The organism is Ruegeria sp. AU67, from assembly GCF_900312795.1.
In the GTDB taxonomy this organism is placed as follows: Bacteria; Pseudomonadota; Alphaproteobacteria; order Rhodobacterales; family Rhodobacteraceae; genus Ruegeria; species Ruegeria atlantica.
Window position 1 is genome coordinate 66,114 of sequence record NZ_OMPH01000021.1, and the last position, 22,010, is coordinate 88,123.

A 22,010-nucleotide genomic window follows, 5' to 3' on the forward strand; every position below is an offset into this window, starting at 1 on the left:
CGTCACGCCATGATGCAAACCAAAACACCGGAGTCGCATGTCGCGGCACCGGATTGCGCTGCTTTACGGGCTTTGTGGGCAGGGATCAAGCCTGAATCGCAAGAATGGTCAGGGCCGAATGGTAAGATTTCGCCACCGGCCAACAACACCGTTGCCTTGTCAGGCAGATCAGGCATTCTAGAGGGAATTATAAGAGCAGAAATTTAGAACAGGAACATACCATGCGCACAGCATTGATGCTGGCTGTTTTGGCCTTCGCGACCCTTTCCTGCGGTCGCAGCAGCCCTCCGCCCCAACAGGTCGAAGCTAAGGCATTTCTGAGCACCACGTCGCCCTCGGTCATTTTTCCAAGCTTTGGGGATGCCAAGCCGCATGAGTGGGAAGGCCGGCATCCGGGGCACTATCCGGTTCACGGGCTCGATGTTTCACGATGGCAGGGTCCGATTGACTGGCGCAGGGCCAAGTCCTCCGGTGTCAGTTTCGTATTCATCAAGGCGACCGAGGGGGGGGACGTGGCCGACCCTTTGTTTGATGATCACCGGCGCGGCGCGCAAGCCGCCGGTGTTCCATGGGGTGCTTATCACTATTACTATTTTTGCCGACCGGCGCATGAGCAGGCAAAATGGTTCATCGAGAACGTGCCCCGAGGTGCCGACCTGCCGCATGTGCTGGATATGGAATGGACGCCACATTCAAAGACCTGCACCATCAGACCCGATGGCGCCACCGTCCGGTCCGAGGCGAAGCGGTTCCTTGATATCCTGGAAAGCCACTATGGCCGCCGCCCGATCGTCTATACGACCGTGGATTTCTACGGTGATACCGACATAGCGCGCCTGCCCAAGACGGAATTCTGGCTACGGTCCGTCGCCGGGCACCCGCGCAACGTTTACCCCAAGGCCGCATGGCGGTTTTGGCAGTATACGGGCACGGGTTTGGTTCCTGGCGTTCAGGGGAAAGTGGACATCAACACATTCAACGGCCCGCCTGAGATATGGGCCAGATGGAAGGCGGGAGGCGCCTAGCCACTTGATGCCCCATAAATTTCAATGGTCCCTCCGGCCACAAGGTGATCCAGACGGCGTACCCGTTCTTCGCCAGATGTGTGATGCAGCCAGAACCGCTCTCCATCAGTCAGTTCGCGTCGCTCGAAGCCAAGTTTGGTCATGCAGCGGTGCACCTGGTCAATTTCACCCTGTGAGCGAAGCTTATCGTCGAAGGGCGCCGTGACGATGGGGCCCAGGATCACGCCCCACAGCAGGATATTCGTGGCGTATCCACCAATCACCGCGCTGTTGCCCCCAATATCTTCCTCGGCGGCGCATGATTGCACGGCGACCTTTGCGGAGTGCAGGTTATGGCCCGCCTGAGTGGGCACTGCCATCTCAAGAGGCTTGGTTGTGCAAGCTGAAAGGGCAAGCATAGCTAAGCATATGATTTTTTTCATTTAGCAGCCTGTTATGCGTTGAATTGAAATCGCATTTTACAATATCTGCAAGATGAGTATTTTTTCAGAACTTCAGCTTCAAGCGGTGTCCGCTAAATACAGGAACGTGCTGCATACTAGCCACACTCGGGGTATCAATCCTGTGTGTCGTCCCCGGATTCCTCATAGCGTTCCCACAGATCAGGGCGTCGCTTGCGGGTGATCTCTTCAGACATCTGGTGCCGCCATTCGGCAATGCGCCCGTGATGACCAGACATCAGAATGTCGGGGATCGGGCGGCCTTTCCAATCTGCGGGTCGGGTGTATTGCGGGTGCTCTAAAAGACCCGAGGAAAAGCTTTCGTCTTCGGCTGAGGCCTGGTTGCCCAATACGCCGGGAATCAACCGCACAGTTGAGTCAATCAGCGCCTGGGCTGCGATCTCGCCGCCGGTCATCACGAAATCCCCAAGGCTGACTTCCTGAACGCCGTAATGTTCCAACACGCGTTCATCGACGCCTTCGAACCGACCGCAGAGCAAGGTCATGCCGTCGCAGCGTGCGAGGTTTTGCATCATACGTTGATCCATGCGGCGACCGCGCGGGCTGAGGTAGATCAATGGCCAGTTGCCCTGCACGCCAGCCATTGTGTGTTCGATTGCCTCACCCAGCACGTCTGCGCGCAACACCATACCCGCGCCGCCGCCAGCCGGCGTGTCATCGACATTGCGATGCTTGCCAACGCCGAACTGGCGCAGGTCAACCGTCTCTAACTGCCACAATCCATCTTGCAAGGCTTTGCCCGTCAAGCTTTCGCCGAGAACGCCGGGAAAGGCGGAAGGGAACAGGGTGATGATTTTCGCCTTCCAGACCCCGTGCAGATCAGGTGTCGGAGTCATCAATTCACGCGGCTTCAGCGTGGGTCGGATTGCCTTGCGTCCGTGAGATTTGCTTGGCTTGTCTGTCATATTGTGCCGACCATCGCGTTCTTTGCCCGCTCTACTACCAGCGCTTTTTGCCGGGTCAACTCCGCTTCGTCCAGATGGGATCGGTTCAGCGTCAGCAATTCCGCCAACACGCTTTCCGGCAGCCTGCTGTTGGATTTTGTGGGCGGCACCAAAAGCTGCGCTTTTTCCCGAGGCAAGTTCAGGAATTCGGCAAAAGGCGTACCGGGACCAAAGCGTCGCAAATGCGTCTCTTCCAGCCACTCTTCGGTCACAGTGACCGACGGCAGTTTCTTGCGAATGTCCGAGACGGTTTCCTCGAGCGGGGGCAGGTGATCCATGTTCGCGCGGAAGATGTCGAATTCCTGGACCTCGCGGGTTCTCTGAAGATCGTGTGCCCAAAGGCTGCGCAACCACGCTCCGCGCTGTCGCAAGGACAGGTAGATCGTGATATCGACCTCCTGATCCTCAAACCGATCGCGGATGGCATCCACCAGACAAGCGGCCAGATCCGGTGCGGCGGCATATCCCTGGTCGATATTGCGGCTGGGACGCAGGCCGCTGAAATTCTCTTCACTGACGATCAGGCCGCGTTTCGTGCCGAAGTTCCGCGTGGCCAGATACTCTCGGGTCTGCGAGCTGAATTCGGACAGCGTTCCCACGGTTCCATAGATGGAATGGCGGGTCGCGGCACCTGACAGCCCCAATTTGCGCGTCTTGTAAGGCAGCAACAGCGCAAAATGTGGCCAGATCAATTCGCGATTTTCATACAGAAACGATTGTGCTGCAGTGGTTCCGGTCTTGTGTAGCCCCAGATGCAGCAGAACGCGTCGCATCAGATCAGCCCCTCGGGCGGGTCTGCGATGATGCGGCCTTTGTCCAGATCCACAGTTGGAACAACCTCAAGCGTGAAGGGCAGAAAAACGGTGCCTTTCAACCCCGGCCCGTGCAGTTCCAGCAGATCTGCGGCGCCGTGGTTTTGTACCGACTTCACACGACCCAGCAGCGTTCCGCCGGTGTCATAGACCTCAAGCTCGATCAGGTCGGTGTGATAGAATTCGTCATCAGGCAATGATGGCAGCTGATCACGCCGCGCGAATAAGCGGAGGCCGTTGATGGCGTCTGCCTGTTCTTTGGTCTCGATCCCACCCAAACGCGCCGCAAAGCCGTTTTTGATTGGGCGGGTCAGCACCAGGGGATAGCGTTCCTTGCCGTCTTCGTCAGTTAAGGGCGAATAGGTCTCGATATCCTCAGGGATGGCGCAAAAACTTTTAAGCCGCACTTCGCCGCGCACGCCGTAAGACCCCGCAACGCTGCCCACGCAGATCAGATCAGTCATTTGGCTCTTCCGTCGTTACACATAGTCCGTCCTGCCAGTCTCCAAGCGGGGCACATGCCTCGCGTTGGTTATTGCGCTCAAAGAACACGCCCACAATAAAAGCGATCAGCAACAGGATGGGAAGCCGTATCAGTCCGAACATCTGGCTTTACCGCGTTTCGATATGCAACCGGGCGCTGCGCTGTTCCCAGCCTGCACGCTCAAGTTCGGGTCTTTCAGACATTTCTTCCGGAAAGCCGACACAGAAATAGCCGACGAGGGACCAATCGTCTGGTACGTTAAGGTCACGTTTCATCCGTTCGGGATCAAGGATCGAGACCCAACCCAGACCCAACCCCTCGGCCCGCAAAGCGAGCCAGAACAAGGTGATTGCGGCAACTACAGAATAGCGGCGCATCTCGGGCATCGTGCCCGCGCCCAACCCCAGACCTTTGTTGGTCGACTCGTCCGAGAAAACAGCTAGCTGAACAGGCGCTTCCTGCATGCCGGACAGCTTCAGGCGGCTGTATTTCAGCGCCTTGTCGCCCGAATAGCCTGCAAGGGCCTTTTCATTGGCGTGTTGGAAATTTTCCAGCGCGGCGGCACGCGCCGCTTCGCTTTCGACGCGAATGACGCGCCAGGGTTCGCTCAGGCCCACCGAAGGGGCCAGACGAAATGTGTCGAGGCAGCGCGTCAGCACCGCCTCGTCCACGGGATCGGTGCGGAATCGGCGCACATCGCGCCGGAGCCGCATCAACAGTTCAAACTGCGTGCGAAAATCGTCGGTGAAATCCTGATCCTGCACGCGCTGACCTGCTTACTCTTCTGCCGCTGCTTCTTCAGCCGGAGCAGCAGCTGCCTCGGCGGCTTCAGCAACCTTTGCAGCTTTCTCTTCTGCGCGTTCCTGAGCTTTCTTGCCCGGGGTACCCTTGTTGGGGTTGTTGCGCTCGGCCTTGTTAAGGGTGCCGGCAGCTTCCAGCATGCGTGCAATACGGTCGGTGGGCTGTGCGCCCTGATCCAGCCAGTACTGAATGCGCTCCATGTTCATTTTCACGCGCTCTTCGCTGTCTTTCGGCAGCAGCGGGTTGTAGGTGCCCAGCTTCTCGATGAAACGGCCGTCGCGCGGCATGCGGCTGTCAGCAGCCACGATGCGGTAGAAGGGACGCTTTTTTGAGCCGCCGCGGGCGAGACGAATTTTCATTGCCATGGTGGTATCTCCTTTGGATGGCATCACGCCAGAGGCGTGTCTTTGTTAAAGCCGGGATTTTCCCGGTTTAGTTCTGGTGTTTCTTATGGTGTCGGATGACTTCCTGAATGATGAAGTTCAGGAAAGCCTTGGCAAAATCTGGGTCCAGATGGGCCTTGTCCGCCAGGTCTTCTAACCGTGCGATCTGCGCGGACTCGCGCGAGGGATCGGACGGGGGAAGGTCGTGTTCGGCCTTGAGCTTGCCAACGGCCTGAGTGTGCTTGAACCGCTCGCCCAGAGTGTAGACGAGGATCGCGTCCAGCCGGTCGATGCTTTCGCGATGCTCTTTCAGCAACGTCGCAGCCCGAGTCACAGGGTTGTTCATTGGCCGGTCCTTTCGGTGGTCAAAGCGGTGTCAGGGAATTCGAGTTTCGGGTGCCGCCAAACCTGGCAGCGTTGACCCACAACCTCGCCTTCGCGTTCATAGGTGGCGCCAAGACGTTCTGCCAACGCGCGCGAGCGGTTGTTTTCATGGGCGATGTACGAAATCGGGCCATTCACCCCCTGGTGTTGGGCGGCATAGGCGCGGGCAGCCATCGCGGCCTCGAACGCAATTCCTTTGCCTTCAAAACCTTCAAAAATGACCCAGCCCAATTCGGGCTCATCCCAGCCCGGCGCGTTGATGATGCCGGTCCAGCCTGCAAAGGCGCCGCCGGCCTTTTCAACGATGTGCCAACCACCGTAACCCATAATGGCCCAATGCCCGAACCGGCCCAAAAGGGACCGCCATGCTTCCAGTGGCGTTTTTGGGCCGCCGACCATGCGGCTGCGGTCCGACGCGAAGAAGGTTGTCATCGCGGGCAGGTCACCCTCTTGCGGAGCGCGCAGGATCAGGTTTTTGGTTTCTACGGTGGGGATGGTGTACGAGGTCATGCGTAGGCCTCCATCCCGCCGTTCACCAGATCGGCCGGGGCAGGGTGCCGCCAGACTTGCATCGTACCAAAAGCCGGATGCTCGAAAGTGTAATCGAACTGGGCACCCAGACGTTCGGCCACGGCCTTGCTGCCCAGATTCTCCGGGTCGATCAGCGAAATTGCCGTTTCCCAGCCCAGCACATCATAGGCATGCGCGCGCGCGGCCAGCGCGGCCTCGGTCGCGTAACCTTTACCAGTTGCGTTGTTCATCAACGTCCAGCCGATTTCAGGTTCGGGCCAGCTGTGCGGGCACCACAGGCCGACATGGCCGACATAGTTGCCGGTGTCCTTTTCCTCGACGCCCCAGAACCCGTAGCCGCGCATGGCCCAGTGACCCAACAGCATGGCAATGGCGCGCCATGTTTCATCAGGGCGCAGGGGGCCGCCGACGAATTTCGACGCATCGCTGGCAAAGAACTTGGCCTCGGCCTCGAAGTCCGCTTCGCAAGGGGCCCGCATGATCAGGCGTTCGGTTTCCAACCTGGGGATCGACGGTGTCATGCCTGCACCTCGCCATAGCGCCAGACACGCTGATCTGCGTCAAAGGCGCTCTCGGCCGCTGCGTCCCTGGATGCGCCAAGGCGTTGCGCCAACGCATTCGAACGCGTGTTCGACCGCGAGACATAACTGACGAACTGGCCCGATCCGAGCAGGTCGAAACCGAAGTCACGTACGGCCGCGCATGCCTCAGTCGCGTAGCCTTGCTTGCGGTGCTCAGCGCTGAACATATAGCCAAGCTCGGGTTCGCGGTCATCCCATTCCAGCCCCAGCAAAACGAAACCAGCGATCTGATCGTCGTTCTTTAGGGTTACCGTGAACAGGCCATGCCCATGCAGAAGCCACCCGGAGGTATAGTAGGAAAACTCGGTCCAAGCCTCCTGTTCGGAACTGCCAAAGCTCTCGCCGCAAACTGTGGTCCAAACAGGCAAGTCATCCAGAGTGGGCGCACCCAGAACCAGCCGCCGGGTCTGAATGACCGGCAGGGCCGCGCGATATTGCGCTGCTGCCATCGCCGCCTTTCCGGACGGGGGCTGGGTGCAGCGTGCTGGTGTCACTTTTTCTTACCGAAACCGCTCAGACCCGGGGGCAGGGCCATGCCGCCACCCATTCCAGGCATACCGGGCATCTTGCCGCCCATCGCTTTGGCCGCCTGTTCCAGCGCCTTGGGGTCCATGCCTGCGGCCATGTCTTCGGGGCTGGGGCCACCTTTACCGAACATGCCTTTCATGGCCTGTTTCAGCATCTTGCCTTTGCCCATTTTGCCCATCTTCTTCATCATGTCCGACATCTGCCGGTGCATCTTGAGCAGCTTGTTGAGGTCACTGACCTCCATCCCAGAACCGGCTGCGATCCGTTTTTTGCGGCTGGCTTGCAGCAGTTGCGGGTTGGCACGCTCGCGTTTGGTCATGGACTGGATCAGGGCGATCTGGCGCTTGAGCACCTTGTCGTCCATGCCCGCCTCTTCGACCTGCTTGGCCATCTTGCCCATGCCGGGCATCATGCCCATCATGCCCTGCATGCCGCCCATCTGGATCATCTGCTCCAGCTGCATCTTCAGGTCGTTCATGTTGAACTGACCTTTGACCATGCGCTTCATCATGCGCTCGGTCTGTTCCATCTCCATCGTTTCCTGGGCTTTTTCGACCAGGGCAACGATGTCGCCCATGCCCAGAATACGACCGGCGATCCGGTCCGGCTCGAAGGTTTCGAGCGCGTCCATCTTCTCGCCCAAACCGACAAAACGGATCGGCTTTCCGGTAACCGCACGCATAGACAGCGCCGCACCACCGCGCCCGTCGCCGTCCATCCGAGTCAGGACGACGCCGGAAATGCCGACCTTGGCTTCGAATTCCTCGGCCACTTCAACGGCGACCTGACCGGTCAGGCCGTCGACCACCAGCAGGGTCTCGCGCGGATCAACAACGTTACGAACCTGCTCGACCTCGTTCATCAGCACTTCGTCAATGTGCAGACGGCCAGCAGTATCCAACATATAGACGTCATAGCCACCCAACGTTGCCTGTTGCTTGGCACGTTTGGCGATGTCGACGGGTTTTTGGCCAGGAACGATCGGCAGGGTATCGACGCCGACCTGCGTACCGAGAACGGCCAGCTGATCCATCGCCGCCGGGCGATAGACGTCGAGCGAGGCCATAAGGACCTTCTTGCCCTCTTTCTCTTTCAGGCGTTTGGCCAGCTTGCCGGTCGTGGTCGTTTTACCTGAGCCCTGCAGGCCGACCATCAGGATCGGAGCAGGCGGGTTATCGATTTTCAGCGCACCTGGATCTTCTTCGCCGCGCAGTGTGTCAACCATCGCGTCGTGCACGATCTTGACGACCTGCTGTCCGGGCGTGATCGACTTGGTCACCGCCTGACCGGTGGCCTGATCCTGCACTTTCTTGACGAATTCACGTGCAACCGGCAGCGAGACGTCAGCCTCAAGTAAGGCCACGCGCACTTCGCGCAGGGCAGTTTTGACGTCCTCTTCGGACAGGGCACCCTGTTTGGTCAGCCGGTCAAAGACGCCAGAGAGGCGTTCGGATAGATTTTCAAACATGCCTTCGGCCTCCTTAGCCGGTTATCTGATGGCAGTTCCTAGGTAGGAAGCGCCGGTTAAATGCACAATTGCCCCCACGGGCGTGACACGCTGGTGGGGGGCGATCCCTGAACGACTCAAGGGACCGGAAGATCAGACGCTTCCGGATGTTTGACGGCGACTTAGGCCGATTGGCTGTCCGAGTCAACCTCTCGCGCGGGTAGCCAGCTGTTGACCGCATCAACCATCCGCTTTGCGCCGCGCCCGCTGACATAGGCTTCGACGATCGGGTGACGACCAGCACTCATGCCTTTTTCAAGGATCAGAACGGGCCGATGCATCTTGGACGTGGTCCTGTCGCGGGTCGAGGTGGTCGTTTCCACCTCAGCATGGGACAGGTTCGACAACTCATGTTCTACAGCGTCATATCCAAAGATCGATTGGCGACGGATCAAGATGCTATTGCTGCTGCGGTCAATTATGACCTGTACGCGGCGCACAAAGACGCAGAATGCGCCAAAACCCAACCCGCCACCGAACAGAGCAAAGAAGATGCCGAACAATATGCCCTCGCCACCGTCGCTGACCATGAATAAACCAGCCCCAACAAAACAGAGTACAAAGAGCACCAACGTGATGCCGATGAACCACGGCGTGTTGGTCAGGATCAGTTGGTTCGGGGTGTTGCGCGTCACTTTCATGGCGGCACGCTAACACTGAATTTTGGCACTGTCGTGGCTTGAATTCATCCTCGTGTTGCGCGATGAGCGCATCCAACAGGAGGTTCCCATGGACGCATCATCCGCTTTTCAGGACACGTTGCCGATCAGTTCAGACGCGCTGTTGCAGCGGTTGGATGACTGGGGGCTGAGCTATCGTCTGCACACGCATATCCCCCTGCGCACGGTTGAGGATGCCAAAGGCGTTGAAGAGCAATTCCTGGTACCGGGCGAAAACTCCCTGCGCCTCAAGAACCTGTACCTGCGCGACAAGAAAAAGCGGAACTATCTGGTGACGCTCGAACAAAGCCGCGAGATTGACCTCAAGGCGCTGGGCACAGAGCTAGGGATCGGTAATCTGTCCTTCGGATCGGCGGACCGGCTGTTTCAAAACCTTGGCATCCGCCCTGGAGCAGTGAGCCCGTTGGCCATGATAAACGGTGTGCAAAACGATGTGCGGTTCTTCATGGACGCCACCGCGCAAACGACGGACATCATCTATATGCATCCTCTGGTAAACGATCGGACCGTCGCCATGACGCGCGATGACCTGATGGCATTCTTCGATCAGGTCGGATGCGCAGTCACCTGGCTGCCGTGATCAGTCGTTCAGCGCCTCTTCGAGGGCTGCGGCGACATGGACGGCGGACGGATTGACGAACAGGTGGCCGTCAGCTTCAAAAACAGGGTCATCCAGGTGGTCGGGAAAGGCCAGCGGCAGTTCGGTACACGCCAGCAAGATCGCAGTTCCAGGTTTTGCGTGCTTGTCGCAGAAAGTTAGTAAACGAGCGCGCGCCGTGGCTGATGCGCCGCCGTAGAAGTCACTGTCGATCATCGCCTGCATCTCGGCAATTTCCGTTTCGGGCAGGCGATCATTTGCAGTGATCCCTTCGGCGGCCAATCGGTCTGAATAATTGCTGGCCTGCATGGTCACTGTCGTTCCCAGAACCAGGGCTGTGGACGCCCTGGCAGATGCTGTGGCCTCAGCGGTTGCATCGAAAATGCTGAGAATGGGCATGGTGATACCTTGCCGGATCGCATGCAGTCGCGCGTGCGGAGTGTTCGAGGCGATGATGCCAAAGTCGCAGCCCGCGTTTTCAAGCTTCAGCAATGCCTCGCGAAACACCGCGTCGAACCCGGACCAACTGGCCTCGTCCCCGGCGGTTCCCCGCAGGGCGCGGGTTTTGGCCTGCGTAACGGATTCGATTGTCATAGGCGGGATCGGCAAGGGCGAGCCGTGGCCGCGATTGGCAAAGTGCCTGCTGGCCCCTTCTGCGATCGCTCGGTAGTAATCCACGGTCGAGGCCCAGCCCACACCGCCCAGAATGCCGATTTTCTTCATGATGAACGCCCAGTCTGCAAATCTCGCTTAAGGCAGACTGGACGTTTCACAAGACAAAGGCCAGAGGTGGGTCAGGCGGCGAGTTGAGTTACCGCTTTTTGGGCGTTCGCCAACGCGGCGTCCGCATCCAGCGCCATCTTGTCAGCCGCAATCACGTCGACGTCGTGGATACCGATGAATCCTAGAACGTGCTTGGCATAGTTGGTGGCAAAGTCGATCTCGGACCCTACCTCGGTGCCGCCGGACGCGATTGCCAGCACGGCGCGCTTACCTTCCAGCAGGCCTTTGGGGCCGGTTTCCGAATAGGCAAAGGTCAGACCCACGCGGGCGACAAGGTCAATCCAGGCCTTGAAGGCCGCAGGCACCGAGAAATTGTAGATCGGCAGCCCGATAACAATGGTGTCGGCGTTTTGCAGCTCGCTTACCAACTCGTCGGACAGGGCCAGCAGATCACGTTGAACCTCGTCACGCTGATCGGCGGGGGTGAAGTTGGCGTTGATCCAGTCTTCGGTAAGCAGGGGCAGGGGGCTGGCAAGATCGCGGCGGATGATGCGCCCGGCGCCAAGATGCCCGATAATCTGGCCGGAAAGGTCGCGGGTGGCGGATCCGGTACGGCGGGCCGAGGCGTCGATATGCAGGATGGTCTTGGTCATGTCAGGGTTTCCTTTTTGGCGGGGTAACTGTTTCCGGTTCCAATATGAGTGTTGCGTCAGCGAACGAAACGCGGATATACCAACAGGTATTGTTGGAATTTGCACAGTGGGCTTGAGCATGGATAATTGGGACGAAGTCAAAACCGCCTATCAGGTCGCTCGGATGGGCACTGTCAGCGGCGCGGCCGAAATCTTGGGCGTGCACCATGCCACCGTGATCCGCCATATCGACGCGATCGAGGCGCGGCTGGGCGTCAAACTTTTTCAGCGCCACGCGCGTGGCTATACCCCAACCGATGCCGGAGAGGACCTTCTGCGCGTGGCTCAGGCCACCGAAGATCAGTTCAATCAGTTAGTGGGCCGAATGAAAGGGCGTGGCGATGATGTGTCGGGCGAATTGGTTGTGACGTCTCTGGCCTCGCTGGCGCCCTTGGTCGTTCCGGCCCTGTCCGAATTCCAGTCCATGCACCCGGGTCTGATTGTGCGCTACCTCACCGGGGACCGCCTGTTCCGCCTGGAATACGGCGAGGCACATGTGGCCATCCGGGCGGGGGCCGCCCCGGACCAACCCGACAATGTTGTGCAGCCGTTTATCGAACAGGAGGTCGGCTTGTTTGCCAGCAAGTCATATATCGAGCGCCGAGGTAAACCAGCGAGCATTGACGAATTTGCAGACCACTTGTTTGTCGGCACGGACGATGAAAACAGCCGCGCTCCGTTTTCCAAGTGGTTACGTGCCACTGTCCCGGCCGAGGCCATCGCATTCCGCTGTACCAACAATTTCTGCTTGCGCGAGGCGGTTCTAGCCGGGGCAGGGATCGGTTTCATGGCACGATGGGAGGCATCGCGCGATCCGGAGTTGGTCGAAGTTATTGAGCCGTTGCCCGAATGGTTCGGCAAACTTTGGCTGGTGACCCATGTCGACCTGCATCGCACGACCAAAGTGCAGGCATTCCTATCGTTCCTTAAGGAAGAATCCAAAGGTTGGCTCTCGTGACACCGCAGGGGCGTGGTCATTTGGCAATGATCACATTCACTCTGCTGGTGGCGGGTAGTTTCTCGTTGGGGTCTATTGTTGCCAACCAGATTGCGCCGTTGGCGATTACAGCCGGGCGGTTTCTGATTGCGGCCGTCATCATCGGCATTGCCGCGTTAGCCACCACCGGTTTGTCGCGCAGCGCTGCGCAAGCGCAGTGGCGATACGCCGTTTTGGGCGGGCTGTTCGCCACTTACTTTGTTCTTATGTTTTACGGCTTGAAAACCGCCGACCCGGTCAGCACATCTGCGGTATTCACCCTGACGCCGGTCATGTCTGCGGTAGCCGGATGGGTTCTGCTGCGCCAGATCACCACTCCGCGTATGGCTTTTGCCCTGACGGTGGGGGCAACCGGTGCTTTATGGGTTATCTTTCGCGCCGATTGGCAGTCCTTTCGCGCCTTCGAGATCGGCGGCGGAGAGATCATCTTTTTCTGGGGCTGCATGGCGCATGCAATCTACACGCCGATGGTGCGCAAACTGAACCGGGGTGAGCCCGCAGTAGTCTTTACATTTGGAACACTGGTTGCTGGCTGCGTGATCCTGACGGTGGTCGGCTGGTCAGACATCCGTGCAACCGATTGGGCGAACCTGCCGCTGATCGTCTGGGTCAGTCTGCTGTATCTTTCTATCTTCGCAACGGCCTCCAGTTTCGTTCTGGTCCAGTTTGCAGCGCTACGCCTGCCGTCGGCCAAGGTCATGGCCTACACTTATCTGATCCCCAGCTGGGTGATCTTGTGGGAAATCGCAATTGGGCGCCCTGCGCCAACCGTCATGGTGCTGGTCGGCGTCGTTTTAACCGCGATCGCGCTTGTTCTGCTGCTCAAAAGCGAAGAGCAACCTGCGAAAGACACTGCGCCGGTCTCGGAATGACCCTTGCCATTTGGCCGTAATCCAACAACCCTCGGGTCTGATGAACCATCCCGGAGGGAATGATGAAGCAAGCTATTCTATTTGTCGTCGGTGCGATGTTATCCGCCTGTACGCAAGGAGGGGGGCAGGGGTCGTCGGAGACCGACCTTCAAGGCAGTTGTGAGGCACTCGTGTCGGCTGAAACAGGTGTTCAGGCCGCTGACGTCAACGCGGTTTCGACCGAGTCCGTGCCGACTGGAACAATCACAACAATTGAGGTCACTGGCGCTCAGGCACCGTGGTTGTGTCTTGCGGATGCAACGGGTGTGATCATCGGCGTCGAGTATAGTCAGGAAGGCTAGCTGGGAACCGGCCAAACCGAATGAAATGGTCGGAGTCATCTACATGAGACAGATCAAAGTGCTCTATTCCTGAGCCCGCTAACATCGGCGGCAGGAGGAAGATGCCATGTTTAGTCACATTATGATCCCGGTTGATATTCACCTGCCGCCGGAAATTCGCAAAGCTCTGGATGTCGCGGCGCAAATGGCGAGATGGCAAAACGCCCGGATCACGATCGTCAGCGTGACCGGAACCCAGCCGGGCGACGTCACGCATTCAGACGCGGAGATTAGCACCGAGTTGCAAGCCATTGTGGATCAACTTACCGAGCAGAGCGGCTCCGAGGTTTCCGCGCGCAACATCCACTCGGTTGATGTAGCTGCAGAGGTCGACGGTGACCTGACGCGCGCCGCTGAAGAGATTGGGGCCGACCTAATCGTCGTTGGGACGCACGCACCGCGCATCACGGACCACATCTTTTCCAGCCATGCCGGATATCTGGCCAAGCATGCCAAAGTATCGGTGTTTGTCGTCAGATAGGTCTAGGGATCGTCTGTTGCTGGTAGTTCGACTTCCAGAAATCGTTCAAACGCATCCAGATTGACCGGTTCGAACTGACCGAACCCCTGCATCCAGACGGATGCCGCGCGCAGCGCATCCGGTTCCAGCTTACACCACTTCACCCGCCCGCGCTTTTCCTGGCTGATCAACCCGGCTTTGGTCAGGATGATCAGATGTTTCGAGATCGCGGCCAGCGACATCTCGAACGGGTCGGCGACGTCGGTGACGGCCATGTCATCCTCAAGCAGCATCGCAAGGATGGCGCGGCGGGTCGGGTCGGCGAGGGCCGCGAAAACGGTATCGAGGTCATTGGACATGCTATCGCTCAATCACAGCGCCCGGTTTTGGTCAACCATTTGGTTGAATATACGAATTGAGTGGTTTTTACGCGCGCCGATGGATCGGGACATTTTAATGGTGCTTCAATTGCATGAATAAGGTGCATAAATTCAATTACTTAACCTACGGCAAGTCGGACATTTAACACCGTTGACTCTGTGCCTTGCGCCCCTTAGCACCCTATCCAAGACTGTGCGAGGGAATTGCCCGTGACCGATGATGACCAAAAGCAGCGTATGGCGCAGCTGGAGGCCAAGATCACAGCGGCGAAAAAGGCCAAAGCGCCAAAACCTCGTGCGGATGCTGACGTGTCCGGAGGCGAGCTTGCCTGGAGGATGGTCATCGAAATGGTTTCCGGTCTTGGGATCGGATTTGGCATCGGATACGGGCTGGACAGCCTGCTCGGGACAATCCCGATCTTTCTGGTGCTGTTCACATTGCTGGGCCTTGTCGCGGGCGTGAAGGTTATGCTCCGCAGCGCGAAAGAGGTTCAGGAGAAACAAGCGGCTGCTGAGGCGGTCGATAAGGACGAGAGGGACTGAACGTGGCAACTGAGACCACCGCAGCAGAAGGCAGCAGCCTGGTTTTCCATCCGATGGATCAGTTCATCGTTAAGCCGCTTTTCGGTGACGGTGCGATTGCGTGGTACACGCCGACCAACGTGACTCTGTGGTTGTTTCTGGCTATTGCGGCGATCTTTGCCCTGCTGGTTCTCAGTACCTCGAAACGCGCCATTGTTCCGACCCGGATGCAGTCTGTTGCTGAGTTGGCCTATGGCTTCATCTACAAGATGCTGGAAGACATTTGCGGCAAGGAAGGCGTGAAGTACTTCCCCTATGTCATGACCCTGTTCATGTTCATCGTCTGCGCGAACTTCCTGGGCATGTTGCCCATGTCTTTCACCACCACATCGCATTTCGCCGTGACCATCCCGCTGGCGCTGGCTGTGTTCCTGACCGTAACCGTTCTGGGTTTCGTCAAGAACGGCGCAAGCTTCCTGGGTCTGTTCTGGGTGTCCAGCGCACCGCTGGCACTGCGCCCTGTCCTGGCGATCATTGAGCTGATCTCGTACTTCGTGCGTCCGGTCAGCCACTCTATTCGTCTTGCCGGTAACGTCATGGCAGGCCACGCGGTTATCAAGGTTTTCGCAGGCTTTGCCGCGATTGCCGTGATCTCACCGGTGTCCGTTCTGGCGATCACCGCAATGTACGGCCTCGAGGTCCTCGTGTCCTTTATTCAGGCCTACGTATTCACCATTCTGACCTGTGTTTACCTGAAAGATGCGCTGCATCCTTCGCACTAAGGTCCGATACCCAAACATCGAAACTTCCAATTCGTAAGGAGAAACATCATGGAAGGCGATCTCGCACACATCGGCGCAGGCCTGGCAGCAATCGGTTCCGGCGCAGCCGCAATCGGGGTGGGCAACGTTGCAGGCAACTTCCTGGCCGGCGCCCTGCGCAACCCTTCGGCGGCTGCTTCGCAGACCGCAACCCTGTTCATCGGTATCGCATTCGCAGAAGCCCTGGGGATCTTCGCATTCCTGGTCTCGCTGCTGCTGATGTTCGCCGTCTAATCTGCGGAACCTGATCCTTACGCGCAGGTGGGCCCAAGCCATAGCGGCCCACCTGTTGTAAAGACAACGTTCCGACGGAGGACATCATGGCGACTGAACCCCTTGCCAAAGAAGTAGCTGGCACCTGCGTCGACGCCTACGGCTCGGCCATCGGTATGCCGCAGCTCTGCTTCGATTGGTTTCCCAACCAGATTTTCTGGCTGGTCATCACGCTGGTCGTCATCTTTCTGGTCCTGTCTCGCGTGGCCTTGCCCCGCATCGCGGCAATCCTGGCGGAACGTCAGGGGACCATTACAAATGACCTGGCTGCGGCCGAAGATCTGAAGGCCAAAGCGGTCGAGGCTGAAGAGGCCTATAACAAGGCGCTGGCCGATGCCCGTTCTGAGGCACAGCGTATCGCAGCGGAAGCCCGCGCTGAAATTCAGTCTGGTCTGGATGACGCGATTGCCAAGGCAGACTTGGAAATCGCTGCAAAGGCGGCTGAATCGGAAAAGGCAATTGCCGATATTCGTGCCGGCGCGCTGGAAAGCATTCAAGTGGTTGCCAAGGATACGGCAGCTGAACTGGTCACAGCACTGGGCGGCGAGGCAGATGCCAAAGCCATCGACAGTGCAATTGACGCGCAGACGAAAGGATAAGTGACATGCGGAATACTCTTGCCCTTATCCTGACCGTCGGCGCCGCCAGCCCCGCGCTGGCTGCAAGCGGCCCGTTCTTCTCGCTTGGCAATACCGACTTTGTGGTCCTTCTGGGCTTCATCGTTTTCATCGCGGTCCTGTTCTATTTCAAGGTTCCGGGCATGATTGGTGGCGCGCTGGACAATCGCGCCGACGGCATCAAGTCCGAACTGGACGAAGCCCGCGCCCTGCATGAAGAGGCACGCAGCCTGTTGGCCTCGTACGAGCGCAAGCAGCGTGAAGTGCAGACTCAAGCGGATGCCATCGTGGCTGCAGCCAAGGAAGACGCTATTCTGGCGGCAGAACAGGCAAAGGTCGATTTGGAGAAATCCATCGCCCGCCGTCTGGCAGCAGCTCAGGACCAGATCGCTTCGGCTGAGGCGTCAGCTGTCAAGGAAGTCCGCGATCAGGCCATCACCGTTGCGGTATCGGCTGCCAACGCGGTTCTGGCCAAGCAAATGACCGCGGCACAGGCGAACAAGCTGATCGACGCGGCCATCGCGGATGTTGGTGACAAGCTGCATTGATAGCTTCCAACGCCGTTTCGACAAAGAGTGACCCGAAGGCTGATCGCTTTCGGGTTTCTTTTCTTAGGGAACTGCTCTTGGCGAAGTTTTTGGCGTGAAATACCCTGCGCGAAACCTGACGGAGAGTTGCTATGATTGACACAGCACCTGCGATTGCCGATCCAGCACCGGTCTGTCTGTTCGCTTTCAACCGACCCGATCACGCTGCGCGGACCTTGCGGGCGCTTGCTGCGTCGCCTTTGGCTGCGCGCACCGATGTAATTGCTTATCTAGATGGGCCGCGTTCGGCAGATGATGTTATCCCGGTTGCGGAAACCCGAAAGGTGATTGAAGCGCAGACTGGCTTTGCCACTCTTACATTGCGCGCACGTGATGCTAACGCCGGGTTGGCCCAATCGATTCAGGAAGGCGTTACCGGAACGATGCAATCTTATGGCAGGGCGATTGTTGTAGAAGATGACATTGTGACCTCGCCCGCGTTTCTCACCTACATGAACCGCGCGCTGGATCGATACCAAGATGACCCGCGGGTCTGGCATATCGCAGGGTTCAACGAAGACCTTCCTCCCTTGTTGGATCGGCGTGGCGCGGTTTTCTGGCGCTTCATGAGCTGTTGGGGGTGGGCCAGCTGGGCCGACCGTTGGCAGCATTTCGAACGCGACCCGAAAAAACTGGTTCAGCAGTTTTCCGATGATGACATTCATCGGTTCAACCTGAGCGGGGCCGAGGATTTATGGGGTCAGGTACAAGGCAATTTGCGCGGTGACATTCGGACCTGGGCGATTTTCTGGTACGCAACGATTTTCAGGCAGGATGGCCTTTGTCTGTCGCCTTGCAGGTCTTTTGCCAAGAATATCGGCCTGGACGGGTCTGGTACCCATTGCGGACCAGTGGACGAGGTTAAGCCAAAAGATCTCTGCCATGACTTTGACCTGCCACTTCCCGACGATGTCACCGAAGACAAAGTCGCGCTCGAGGCGCTGCGGGCGCATTTCAGCTATAGACCGGATCGTTTGACCCGTTTAAGACGCAAGATCAGAAGGCTGGGGGCTAAACTTCTTGGTTGATTGGCGTCATTTGAAAATGGGGATGTCAGTTGGCGACGATAATACAAAGGCTCTGACGATTGGACGTCGGTCATCTTCACGGAATTCGTTCCAATGCGCGTAAACCATATTAGCCATAGCTATTCTGGCGGAGGTGCCGCCATCGCTGCCCGCAGGCTGCATCTTGCCTTGCTGTCCAAAGGGGCGAATTCGCACATGACCGTCGTCGATGGCCCGGACGAGGATCGGATCACAAAATTCGCGCCGCGGAAAACACTAAAGCGGCTTTGCCAGCGTGAATACGCACGTCTTCTGCGAAAGAAATATGCAAGAACTCAGGTCAACGGGTTGGCGTCTCTTGGTCTGGCAAGGTCGGGTCTGGCCGCGTATCTGAACAGCCAACCGTCGCAAATATTAAATTTGCATTGGGTGAATTCCGACATGATTTCGATTGCCGAGATCGGGGCGGTGAAACATCCGGTGGTCTGGACGTTTCATGACATGTGGCCGTTCTCCGGGGCTGAACATGTGAGCGAGCTGGACAGGTGGCGTGACGGTTACGTGTCATCCGAATTCAGTGGGTTTGACCTGAACCGCTGGGTCTGGAAAAGAAAAGCCGCGCATTGGAAAAAACCTTTTCAGGTCGTTTGCCCCAGCAATTGGCTGGCTGACTGTGTTCGGCAAAGTGCGTTGATGCGGGATTGGCCTGTCACCGTGATCCCCAACGCAATCGATACCGATTTCTGGGCACCTTTCGAAAAAGCCCAGGCGCGCGCTGATCTGTCACTGCCTCAGGACGCTCCGCTGGTATTGTTTGGTGCCGTCCAAGCGACTCAGGATCCCAACAAAGGCTTTGCCCACCTCGTCGAGGCTATGCGACGGGTGCAATCCGCCGTTCCTGATGTTCAGGCAGTTGTATTTGGTAGCGACAAGATCGATGCCGAATTTCCTTATCCGATCCATTTCATGGGGCGGATTAGCGACAACCGGGTGCTGAAGCGCATTTATTCGGCTGCAGATGTCTTTGTATTGCCATCCCGGCGCGAAGTGCTGGGATATACAGGTGTCGAGGCCATGTGCTGTGGCGTTCCGGTCGCAGGTTTCAAAACCAGTGGGTTGTCGGATCTGGTTCCAAATCAAAGCCTGGGGTATTTGGCGCGCCCATTCGAGGCAGAAGACCTCGCGCGAGGTGTTATCTCGATCCTGCAGAACCGCCACAATGAAACCGGGTTGGCCATGTCAGGTACTGCCCGGCAACATGCCGTGGACAGCTTTGCAGAGGCTGTGGTCGCTGGCCAATATCAGGCGCTCTATGAAGAGATCGCTGATAGCACTGAGTATGGATTTGGCGCAACATCAGAGTGTTGACACCCGCCTAATCTTCGGCCTCGTGCATCAATTTTTGTTTGGCGATGTCTTCGTTGCGTTCGGCCTTCTTCCCGTCCCAAAGGCATTGTTCGACATAGGTTAAGTGCATGTCGACAGCGGCACGGGCAGCGGCAGGGTCGCGTGCCTGAAGCGCCGTGTTGATGGCGCGGTGCTGGTCCAGGATAGCCTCGCGTGTCGTTTGCTGCTGGAACATCATCTGGCGGTTATAGAACACGCCCTGCCGCAACAGATCGTACATTGATCGCATCATATGCAGCATGACCACATTATGGCTGGCCTCGATGATCGCCATGTGGAATTGCGCGTCCAGCTGCGCCTCATCTTCTGTCGCGTTGCGGATATGGGCGGCTTCCATCTTGTCAAAGATCGTCTGAACCACCTTCAGATCGCTGTCCGAGCCCAACCGGGCCGCGCGCTCGGCAGCCAACCCTTCCATGTCGCGCCGGAACGAGAGGTAATCGAACACCGCCTCGTCATGGCTGCCGAACAGCCGGATCAGCGCCGGGGAGAAGGCTGAGCCCAGAACCTCGGCCACATAGATGCCGGACCCTGCCTTGGCTGTCAGCAAGCCTTGGTCTTGCAGGTCTGCGATTGCGTCGCGTAGGGACGGCCGGGATACGCCCAGCCGCTCGGCCAATTCGCGTTCGGCGGGCAGACGTTCGCCTGGGCGCAGTATGCCGCGCAGGATCAGCAGTTCAATCTGGCGAACCACTGCGATTGAAAGCTTTTCGGTTTGAACTTTTTGAAAAGGCATGCGGGCGTCATTCCGGAAATTGGTCAAATGATATGACCACGGATGCCGGCGAGGTTCAAGAATGTGGGGTCACGTGGTCTAAAATATTAGGTCAGCATTGTTGACTTTATGCTGTTCCTCTCTACGCTGACCGTGACTGAGAGCGGAGGAGACTCATGTCTACGCACGAATTGTTCGCCACGCGGGCATCCCGGATGAAAGCGTCTGAGATACGCGAATTGTTAAAGCTGTTGGATCAGCCGGGGATCATCTCGTTTGCAGGCGGCATCCCCGATCCCGCGTTGTTTCCAGCCGACGGGTTCTCGACCGCCTTTCAAGCTGCGTTAGGGCCGGACCAGCAGGCCCAGGCGCTGCAATATTCCGTCAGCGAAGGTTACGTCCCGCTGCGGGAATGGCTCGTCGATCACATGCGTTCAATCGGAGTGGAATGCGGGCTTGAGAACATCCTGATCACATCAGGCTCGCAGCAGGCACTAGATTATCTGGGTAAACTCTATCTGTCGCCGGGCGATACTGCGCTGGTCGGATGGCCGACCTACCTGGGCGCATTGGCTGCATTCAATGCCTATGAACCGCGTTTTGACCGGCTCAGCATCAATGGCAACCGGGGCGCGGCAGAATACGCGGCGTCAGCGGGCGAAGGCGCGGTCAAATTTGCCTATCTCTCGCCCGATTTCGCCAACCCGACAGGCGAAACCGTGGATCTGCGGGGGCGGGAAGCGCTGCTGGATCTGGCGGATGAGTTGAACTGTGCGGTGATCGAGGATGGCGCCTATCAGGCCCTGCGTTATGACGGTAATGCCATCCCCCCGGTTCTGGCACTGGAATTGGCGTGCAAAGGGTCGATTGAGGATTGCCGCACGATCTATTGTGGAAGCTTTTCGAAAACCTTGTCTCCGGGGTTGCGGGTTGGTTGGGTCGTGGCGGCAAAGCCAGTGATTTCTCAATTGGTGTTGATGAAACAGGCTGCCGATCTGCATTCGGCAACCATCAACCAGATGGCCATTGACCAGGTGGCACGGGTTTGTTTCGACACGCATATCCCGATGCTGCGTCGTGTCTACGGTGCCCGTCGCGACGCCATGTTGCAGGCGTTGCAGGACCATATGCCCGATGGCGTGCAGTGGACCAAGCCGGAAGGTGGCATGTTCGTGTGGTTGACATTGCCGGTCGGTACAAACGGGGCCGAACTGCTAGCCCGGGCGCTGGACACGGTCAAAGTCGCCTTTGTCCCGGGTGGGGCCTTTTTCCCGGACGGCAGCGGGACCAACACGATCCGGTTGAGCTTCTCGAACTCGGATGAGGATACGATCCGCGAAGGTATTCGCCGATTGGGCGAGGTTCTGCGCGCCTGACCGGCGGAAAGGTTTTGTTAACCTTGATGGCGCAATGCTGGGGGTATGATCCGGTATCTGTCCCTCCTAGTGCTGGCCGCTTGTTCGGCTGGCACGCCCCACTTTCGCGATGTGCCTGCGACCCGTGTGGCGGTGAACGGCAGTGTATTTGATGTGCGGGTCCGCGATCAACTGGCCGAGGCTGTACGCATCAACTCTCAATATGCTCCGCGCCTTGGCCGCATTCGCGACCGGGCCGCACTGGCTATGGCACAGGTGTCGGGTTGCCCGTTGTTGGATGTTCTGGGCGATGCTGCGGTCACCGTGGGCATTCTGGGATGTGACCGGGAACTTGGGCAAAAGCTGATTTTCGGCAGCCTTCTTCGCGGTCCCTATGAATGTATCGACTATGGCTACTACGAAGACTATGGATATCAGGTTTTTGAGTGTGCTCCTTACTGAGATACGCGCTTTTTTGCGTAT

The 22,010-nt window shown here is 58.0% G+C and carries 32 protein-coding genes; 15 read left to right on the forward strand and 17 right to left on the reverse strand.

The annotated features are described in order from the left end of the window. Nucleotides 1-221: 221 nt before the first annotated feature. Nucleotides 222-1,025, forward strand: coding sequence for a GH25 family lysozyme (locus tag DK510_RS11610; RefSeq protein ID WP_109312239.1), 804 nt, complete (start codon nt 222-224; stop codon nt 1,023-1,025). Here the strand turns inward: DK510_RS11610 and DK510_RS11615 are convergent. The 13 genes from DK510_RS11615 to DK510_RS11670 form a co-directional block, all read right to left on the reverse strand. Then, on the reverse strand, nt 1,022-1,447 hold the full coding sequence (locus DK510_RS11615; protein WP_160116504.1) for a hypothetical protein: 426 nt from the start codon (nt 1,445-1,447) through the stop codon (nt 1,022-1,024). The two genes, DK510_RS11610 and DK510_RS11615, sit on opposite strands and share 4 nt — an antisense overlap. Nucleotides 1,448-1,581: 134 nt before the next feature. Continuing rightward, entirely contained in the window at nt 1,582-2,391 is an 810-nt protein-coding gene (gene trmD, locus DK510_RS11620) for a tRNA (guanosine(37)-N1)-methyltransferase TrmD (RefSeq protein WP_109312241.1), read from the reverse strand. Then, on the reverse strand, nt 2,388-3,203 hold the full coding sequence (locus DK510_RS11625; RefSeq protein WP_109312242.1) for a hypothetical protein: 816 nt from the start codon (nt 3,201-3,203) through the stop codon (nt 2,388-2,390). Before DK510_RS11625 ends, trmD begins: the two co-directional genes overlap by 4 nt. Continuing rightward, nucleotides 3,203-3,706, reverse strand: coding sequence for a ribosome maturation factor RimM (gene rimM, locus DK510_RS11630; RefSeq protein ID WP_058278985.1), 504 nt, complete (start codon nt 3,704-3,706; stop codon nt 3,203-3,205). Before rimM ends, DK510_RS11625 begins: the two co-directional genes overlap by 1 nt. Next, nucleotides 3,699-3,848: a hypothetical protein gene (locus tag DK510_RS22975; protein WP_199520026.1), complete on the reverse strand. Its 150-nt coding sequence runs from the start codon at nt 3,846-3,848 to the stop codon at nt 3,699-3,701. The genes rimM and DK510_RS22975 overlap by 8 nt, the downstream gene beginning before the upstream one ends. A 6-nt stretch (nt 3,849-3,854) precedes the next feature. Beyond that, nucleotides 3,855-4,490, reverse strand: a complete 636-nt coding sequence (gene bluB / locus DK510_RS11635; protein WP_109312243.1) for a 5,6-dimethylbenzimidazole synthase — start codon at nt 4,488-4,490, stop codon at nt 3,855-3,857. Nucleotides 4,491-4,502: 12 nt separating this feature from the next. Continuing rightward, nucleotides 4,503-4,892, reverse strand: coding sequence for a 30S ribosomal protein S16 (rpsP, locus tag DK510_RS11640; protein WP_058273326.1), 390 nt, complete (start codon nt 4,890-4,892; stop codon nt 4,503-4,505). 67 nt (nt 4,893-4,959) lie between these two features. Then, the gene (locus DK510_RS11645) at nt 4,960-5,256 is read right to left on the reverse strand and encodes a chorismate mutase (protein WP_058273325.1); all 297 of its coding nucleotides are present in this window, start codon (nt 5,254-5,256) and stop codon (nt 4,960-4,962) included. Beyond that, nucleotides 5,253-5,804 carry a GNAT family N-acetyltransferase gene (locus tag DK510_RS11650; protein WP_109312244.1) on the reverse strand — a complete coding sequence of 184 codons (552 nt, stop codon included), beginning with the start codon at nt 5,802-5,804 and terminating at the stop codon, nt 5,253-5,255. Before DK510_RS11650 ends, DK510_RS11645 begins: the two co-directional genes overlap by 4 nt. Then, nucleotides 5,801-6,346: a GNAT family N-acetyltransferase gene (locus DK510_RS11655; RefSeq protein WP_109312245.1), complete on the reverse strand. Its 546-nt coding sequence runs from the start codon at nt 6,344-6,346 to the stop codon at nt 5,801-5,803. The genes DK510_RS11650 and DK510_RS11655 overlap by 4 nt, the downstream gene beginning before the upstream one ends. Further along, nucleotides 6,343-6,855, reverse strand: coding sequence for a GNAT family N-acetyltransferase (locus DK510_RS11660; protein ID WP_109312246.1), 513 nt, complete (start codon nt 6,853-6,855; stop codon nt 6,343-6,345). The genes DK510_RS11655 and DK510_RS11660 overlap by 4 nt, the downstream gene beginning before the upstream one ends. A gap of 41 nt (nt 6,856-6,896) precedes the next feature. Further along, nucleotides 6,897-8,402: a signal recognition particle protein gene (gene ffh, locus DK510_RS11665; protein ID WP_109312247.1), complete on the reverse strand. Its 1,506-nt coding sequence runs from the start codon at nt 8,400-8,402 to the stop codon at nt 6,897-6,899. 161 nt (nt 8,403-8,563) lie between these two features. Further along, the gene (locus DK510_RS11670; protein ID WP_109312248.1) at nt 8,564-9,082 is read right to left on the reverse strand and encodes a hypothetical protein; all 519 of its coding nucleotides are present in this window, start codon (nt 9,080-9,082) and stop codon (nt 8,564-8,566) included. Nucleotides 9,083-9,170: 88 nt separating this feature from the next. On the opposite strand from DK510_RS11670, the gene DK510_RS11675 reads away from it, so the two are divergent. Beyond that, the gene (locus DK510_RS11675; protein ID WP_109312303.1) at nt 9,171-9,701 is read left to right on the forward strand and encodes a prolyl-tRNA synthetase associated domain-containing protein; all 531 of its coding nucleotides are present in this window, start codon (nt 9,171-9,173) and stop codon (nt 9,699-9,701) included. Here the strand turns inward: DK510_RS11675 and DK510_RS11680 are convergent, their stop codons facing one another. After that, complete coding sequence (locus tag DK510_RS11680) at nt 9,702-10,442, reverse strand: aspartate/glutamate racemase family protein (protein ID WP_109312249.1); 741 nt, start codon at nt 10,440-10,442, stop codon at nt 9,702-9,704. Nucleotides 10,443-10,513: 71 nt separating this feature from the next. Continuing rightward, nucleotides 10,514-11,095 carry an FMN-dependent NADH-azoreductase gene (locus tag DK510_RS11685; protein ID WP_058279048.1) on the reverse strand — a complete coding sequence of 194 codons (582 nt, stop codon included), beginning with the start codon at nt 11,093-11,095 and terminating at the stop codon, nt 10,514-10,516. A gap of 118 nt (nt 11,096-11,213) precedes the next feature. On the opposite strand from DK510_RS11685, the gene DK510_RS11690 reads away from it, so the two are divergent. From DK510_RS11690 to DK510_RS11705, 4 genes are all read left to right on the forward strand, one after another. Next, a complete protein-coding gene (locus DK510_RS11690; protein ID WP_109312250.1) occupies nt 11,214-12,092 on the forward strand; it encodes a LysR family transcriptional regulator in 879 nt (292 codons plus the stop codon). Then, a complete protein-coding gene (locus DK510_RS11695; RefSeq protein ID WP_109312251.1) occupies nt 12,089-13,003 on the forward strand; it encodes a DMT family transporter in 915 nt (304 codons plus the stop codon). The genes DK510_RS11690 and DK510_RS11695 overlap by 4 nt, the downstream gene beginning before the upstream one ends. A 62-nt stretch (nt 13,004-13,065) precedes the next feature. Then, nucleotides 13,066-13,344 carry a hypothetical protein gene (locus DK510_RS11700; protein ID WP_058278977.1) on the forward strand — a complete coding sequence of 93 codons (279 nt, stop codon included), beginning with the start codon at nt 13,066-13,068 and terminating at the stop codon, nt 13,342-13,344. Nucleotides 13,345-13,450: 106 nt separating this feature from the next. Beyond that, a complete protein-coding gene (locus tag DK510_RS11705) occupies nt 13,451-13,864 on the forward strand; it encodes a universal stress protein (RefSeq protein ID WP_058273315.1) in 414 nt (137 codons plus the stop codon). 2 nt (nt 13,865-13,866) lie between these two features. Here the strand turns inward: DK510_RS11705 and DK510_RS11710 are convergent, their stop codons facing one another. Then, a complete protein-coding gene (locus tag DK510_RS11710) occupies nt 13,867-14,202 on the reverse strand; it encodes a helix-turn-helix transcriptional regulator (protein WP_058273314.1) in 336 nt (111 codons plus the stop codon). Between the two features lie 231 nt (nt 14,203-14,433). On the opposite strand from DK510_RS11710, the gene DK510_RS11715 reads away from it, so the two are divergent. The 7 genes from DK510_RS11715 to DK510_RS11745 all read left to right on the forward strand — a co-directional run bounded on the left by DK510_RS11715 (nt 14,434) and on the right by DK510_RS11745 (nt 19,418). Then, nucleotides 14,434-14,766: an AtpZ/AtpI family protein gene (locus DK510_RS11715; RefSeq protein ID WP_109312304.1), complete on the forward strand. Its 333-nt coding sequence runs from the start codon at nt 14,434-14,436 to the stop codon at nt 14,764-14,766. Nucleotides 14,767-14,768: 2 nt separating this feature from the next. After that, nucleotides 14,769-15,527 carry a F0F1 ATP synthase subunit A gene (locus DK510_RS11720; protein ID WP_058278975.1) on the forward strand — a complete coding sequence of 253 codons (759 nt, stop codon included), beginning with the start codon at nt 14,769-14,771 and terminating at the stop codon, nt 15,525-15,527. 48 nt (nt 15,528-15,575) lie between these two features. Then, entirely contained in the window at nt 15,576-15,800 is a 225-nt protein-coding gene (locus tag DK510_RS11725; protein ID WP_005981269.1) for a F0F1 ATP synthase subunit C, read from the forward strand. 86 nt (nt 15,801-15,886) lie between these two features. Then, nucleotides 15,887-16,438, forward strand: coding sequence for a F0F1 ATP synthase subunit B' (locus DK510_RS11730; RefSeq protein ID WP_058278974.1), 552 nt, complete (start codon nt 15,887-15,889; stop codon nt 16,436-16,438). A gap of 5 nt (nt 16,439-16,443) precedes the next feature. Next, nucleotides 16,444-17,004, forward strand: a complete 561-nt coding sequence (locus DK510_RS11735; protein ID WP_109312252.1) for a F0F1 ATP synthase subunit B — start codon at nt 16,444-16,446, stop codon at nt 17,002-17,004. 131 nt (nt 17,005-17,135) lie between these two features. Then, complete coding sequence (locus DK510_RS11740; protein WP_109312253.1) at nt 17,136-18,071, forward strand: sugar transferase; 936 nt, start codon at nt 17,136-17,138, stop codon at nt 18,069-18,071. A gap of 93 nt (nt 18,072-18,164) precedes the next feature. Further along, nucleotides 18,165-19,418: a glycosyltransferase gene (locus DK510_RS11745; protein ID WP_109312254.1), complete on the forward strand. Its 1,254-nt coding sequence runs from the start codon at nt 18,165-18,167 to the stop codon at nt 19,416-19,418. Between the two features lie 7 nt (nt 19,419-19,425). On the opposite strand, the gene DK510_RS11750 is transcribed toward DK510_RS11745, so the two are convergent. Next, nucleotides 19,426-20,193: a FadR/GntR family transcriptional regulator gene (locus tag DK510_RS11750; protein WP_109312255.1), complete on the reverse strand. Its 768-nt coding sequence runs from the start codon at nt 20,191-20,193 to the stop codon at nt 19,426-19,428. Between the two features lie 155 nt (nt 20,194-20,348). Here DK510_RS11750 and DK510_RS11755 point away from each other — a divergent pair, with 155 nt between their 5' ends. Next, on the forward strand, nt 20,349-21,548 hold the full coding sequence (locus DK510_RS11755; protein WP_109312256.1) for a PLP-dependent aminotransferase family protein: 1,200 nt from the start codon (nt 20,349-20,351) through the stop codon (nt 21,546-21,548). Nucleotides 21,549-21,593: 45 nt separating this feature from the next. Continuing rightward, nucleotides 21,594-21,989 carry a hypothetical protein gene (locus tag DK510_RS11760; protein WP_109312257.1) on the forward strand — a complete coding sequence of 132 codons (396 nt, stop codon included), beginning with the start codon at nt 21,594-21,596 and terminating at the stop codon, nt 21,987-21,989. The last annotated feature ends 21 nt before the right edge of the window (nt 21,990-22,010 follow it).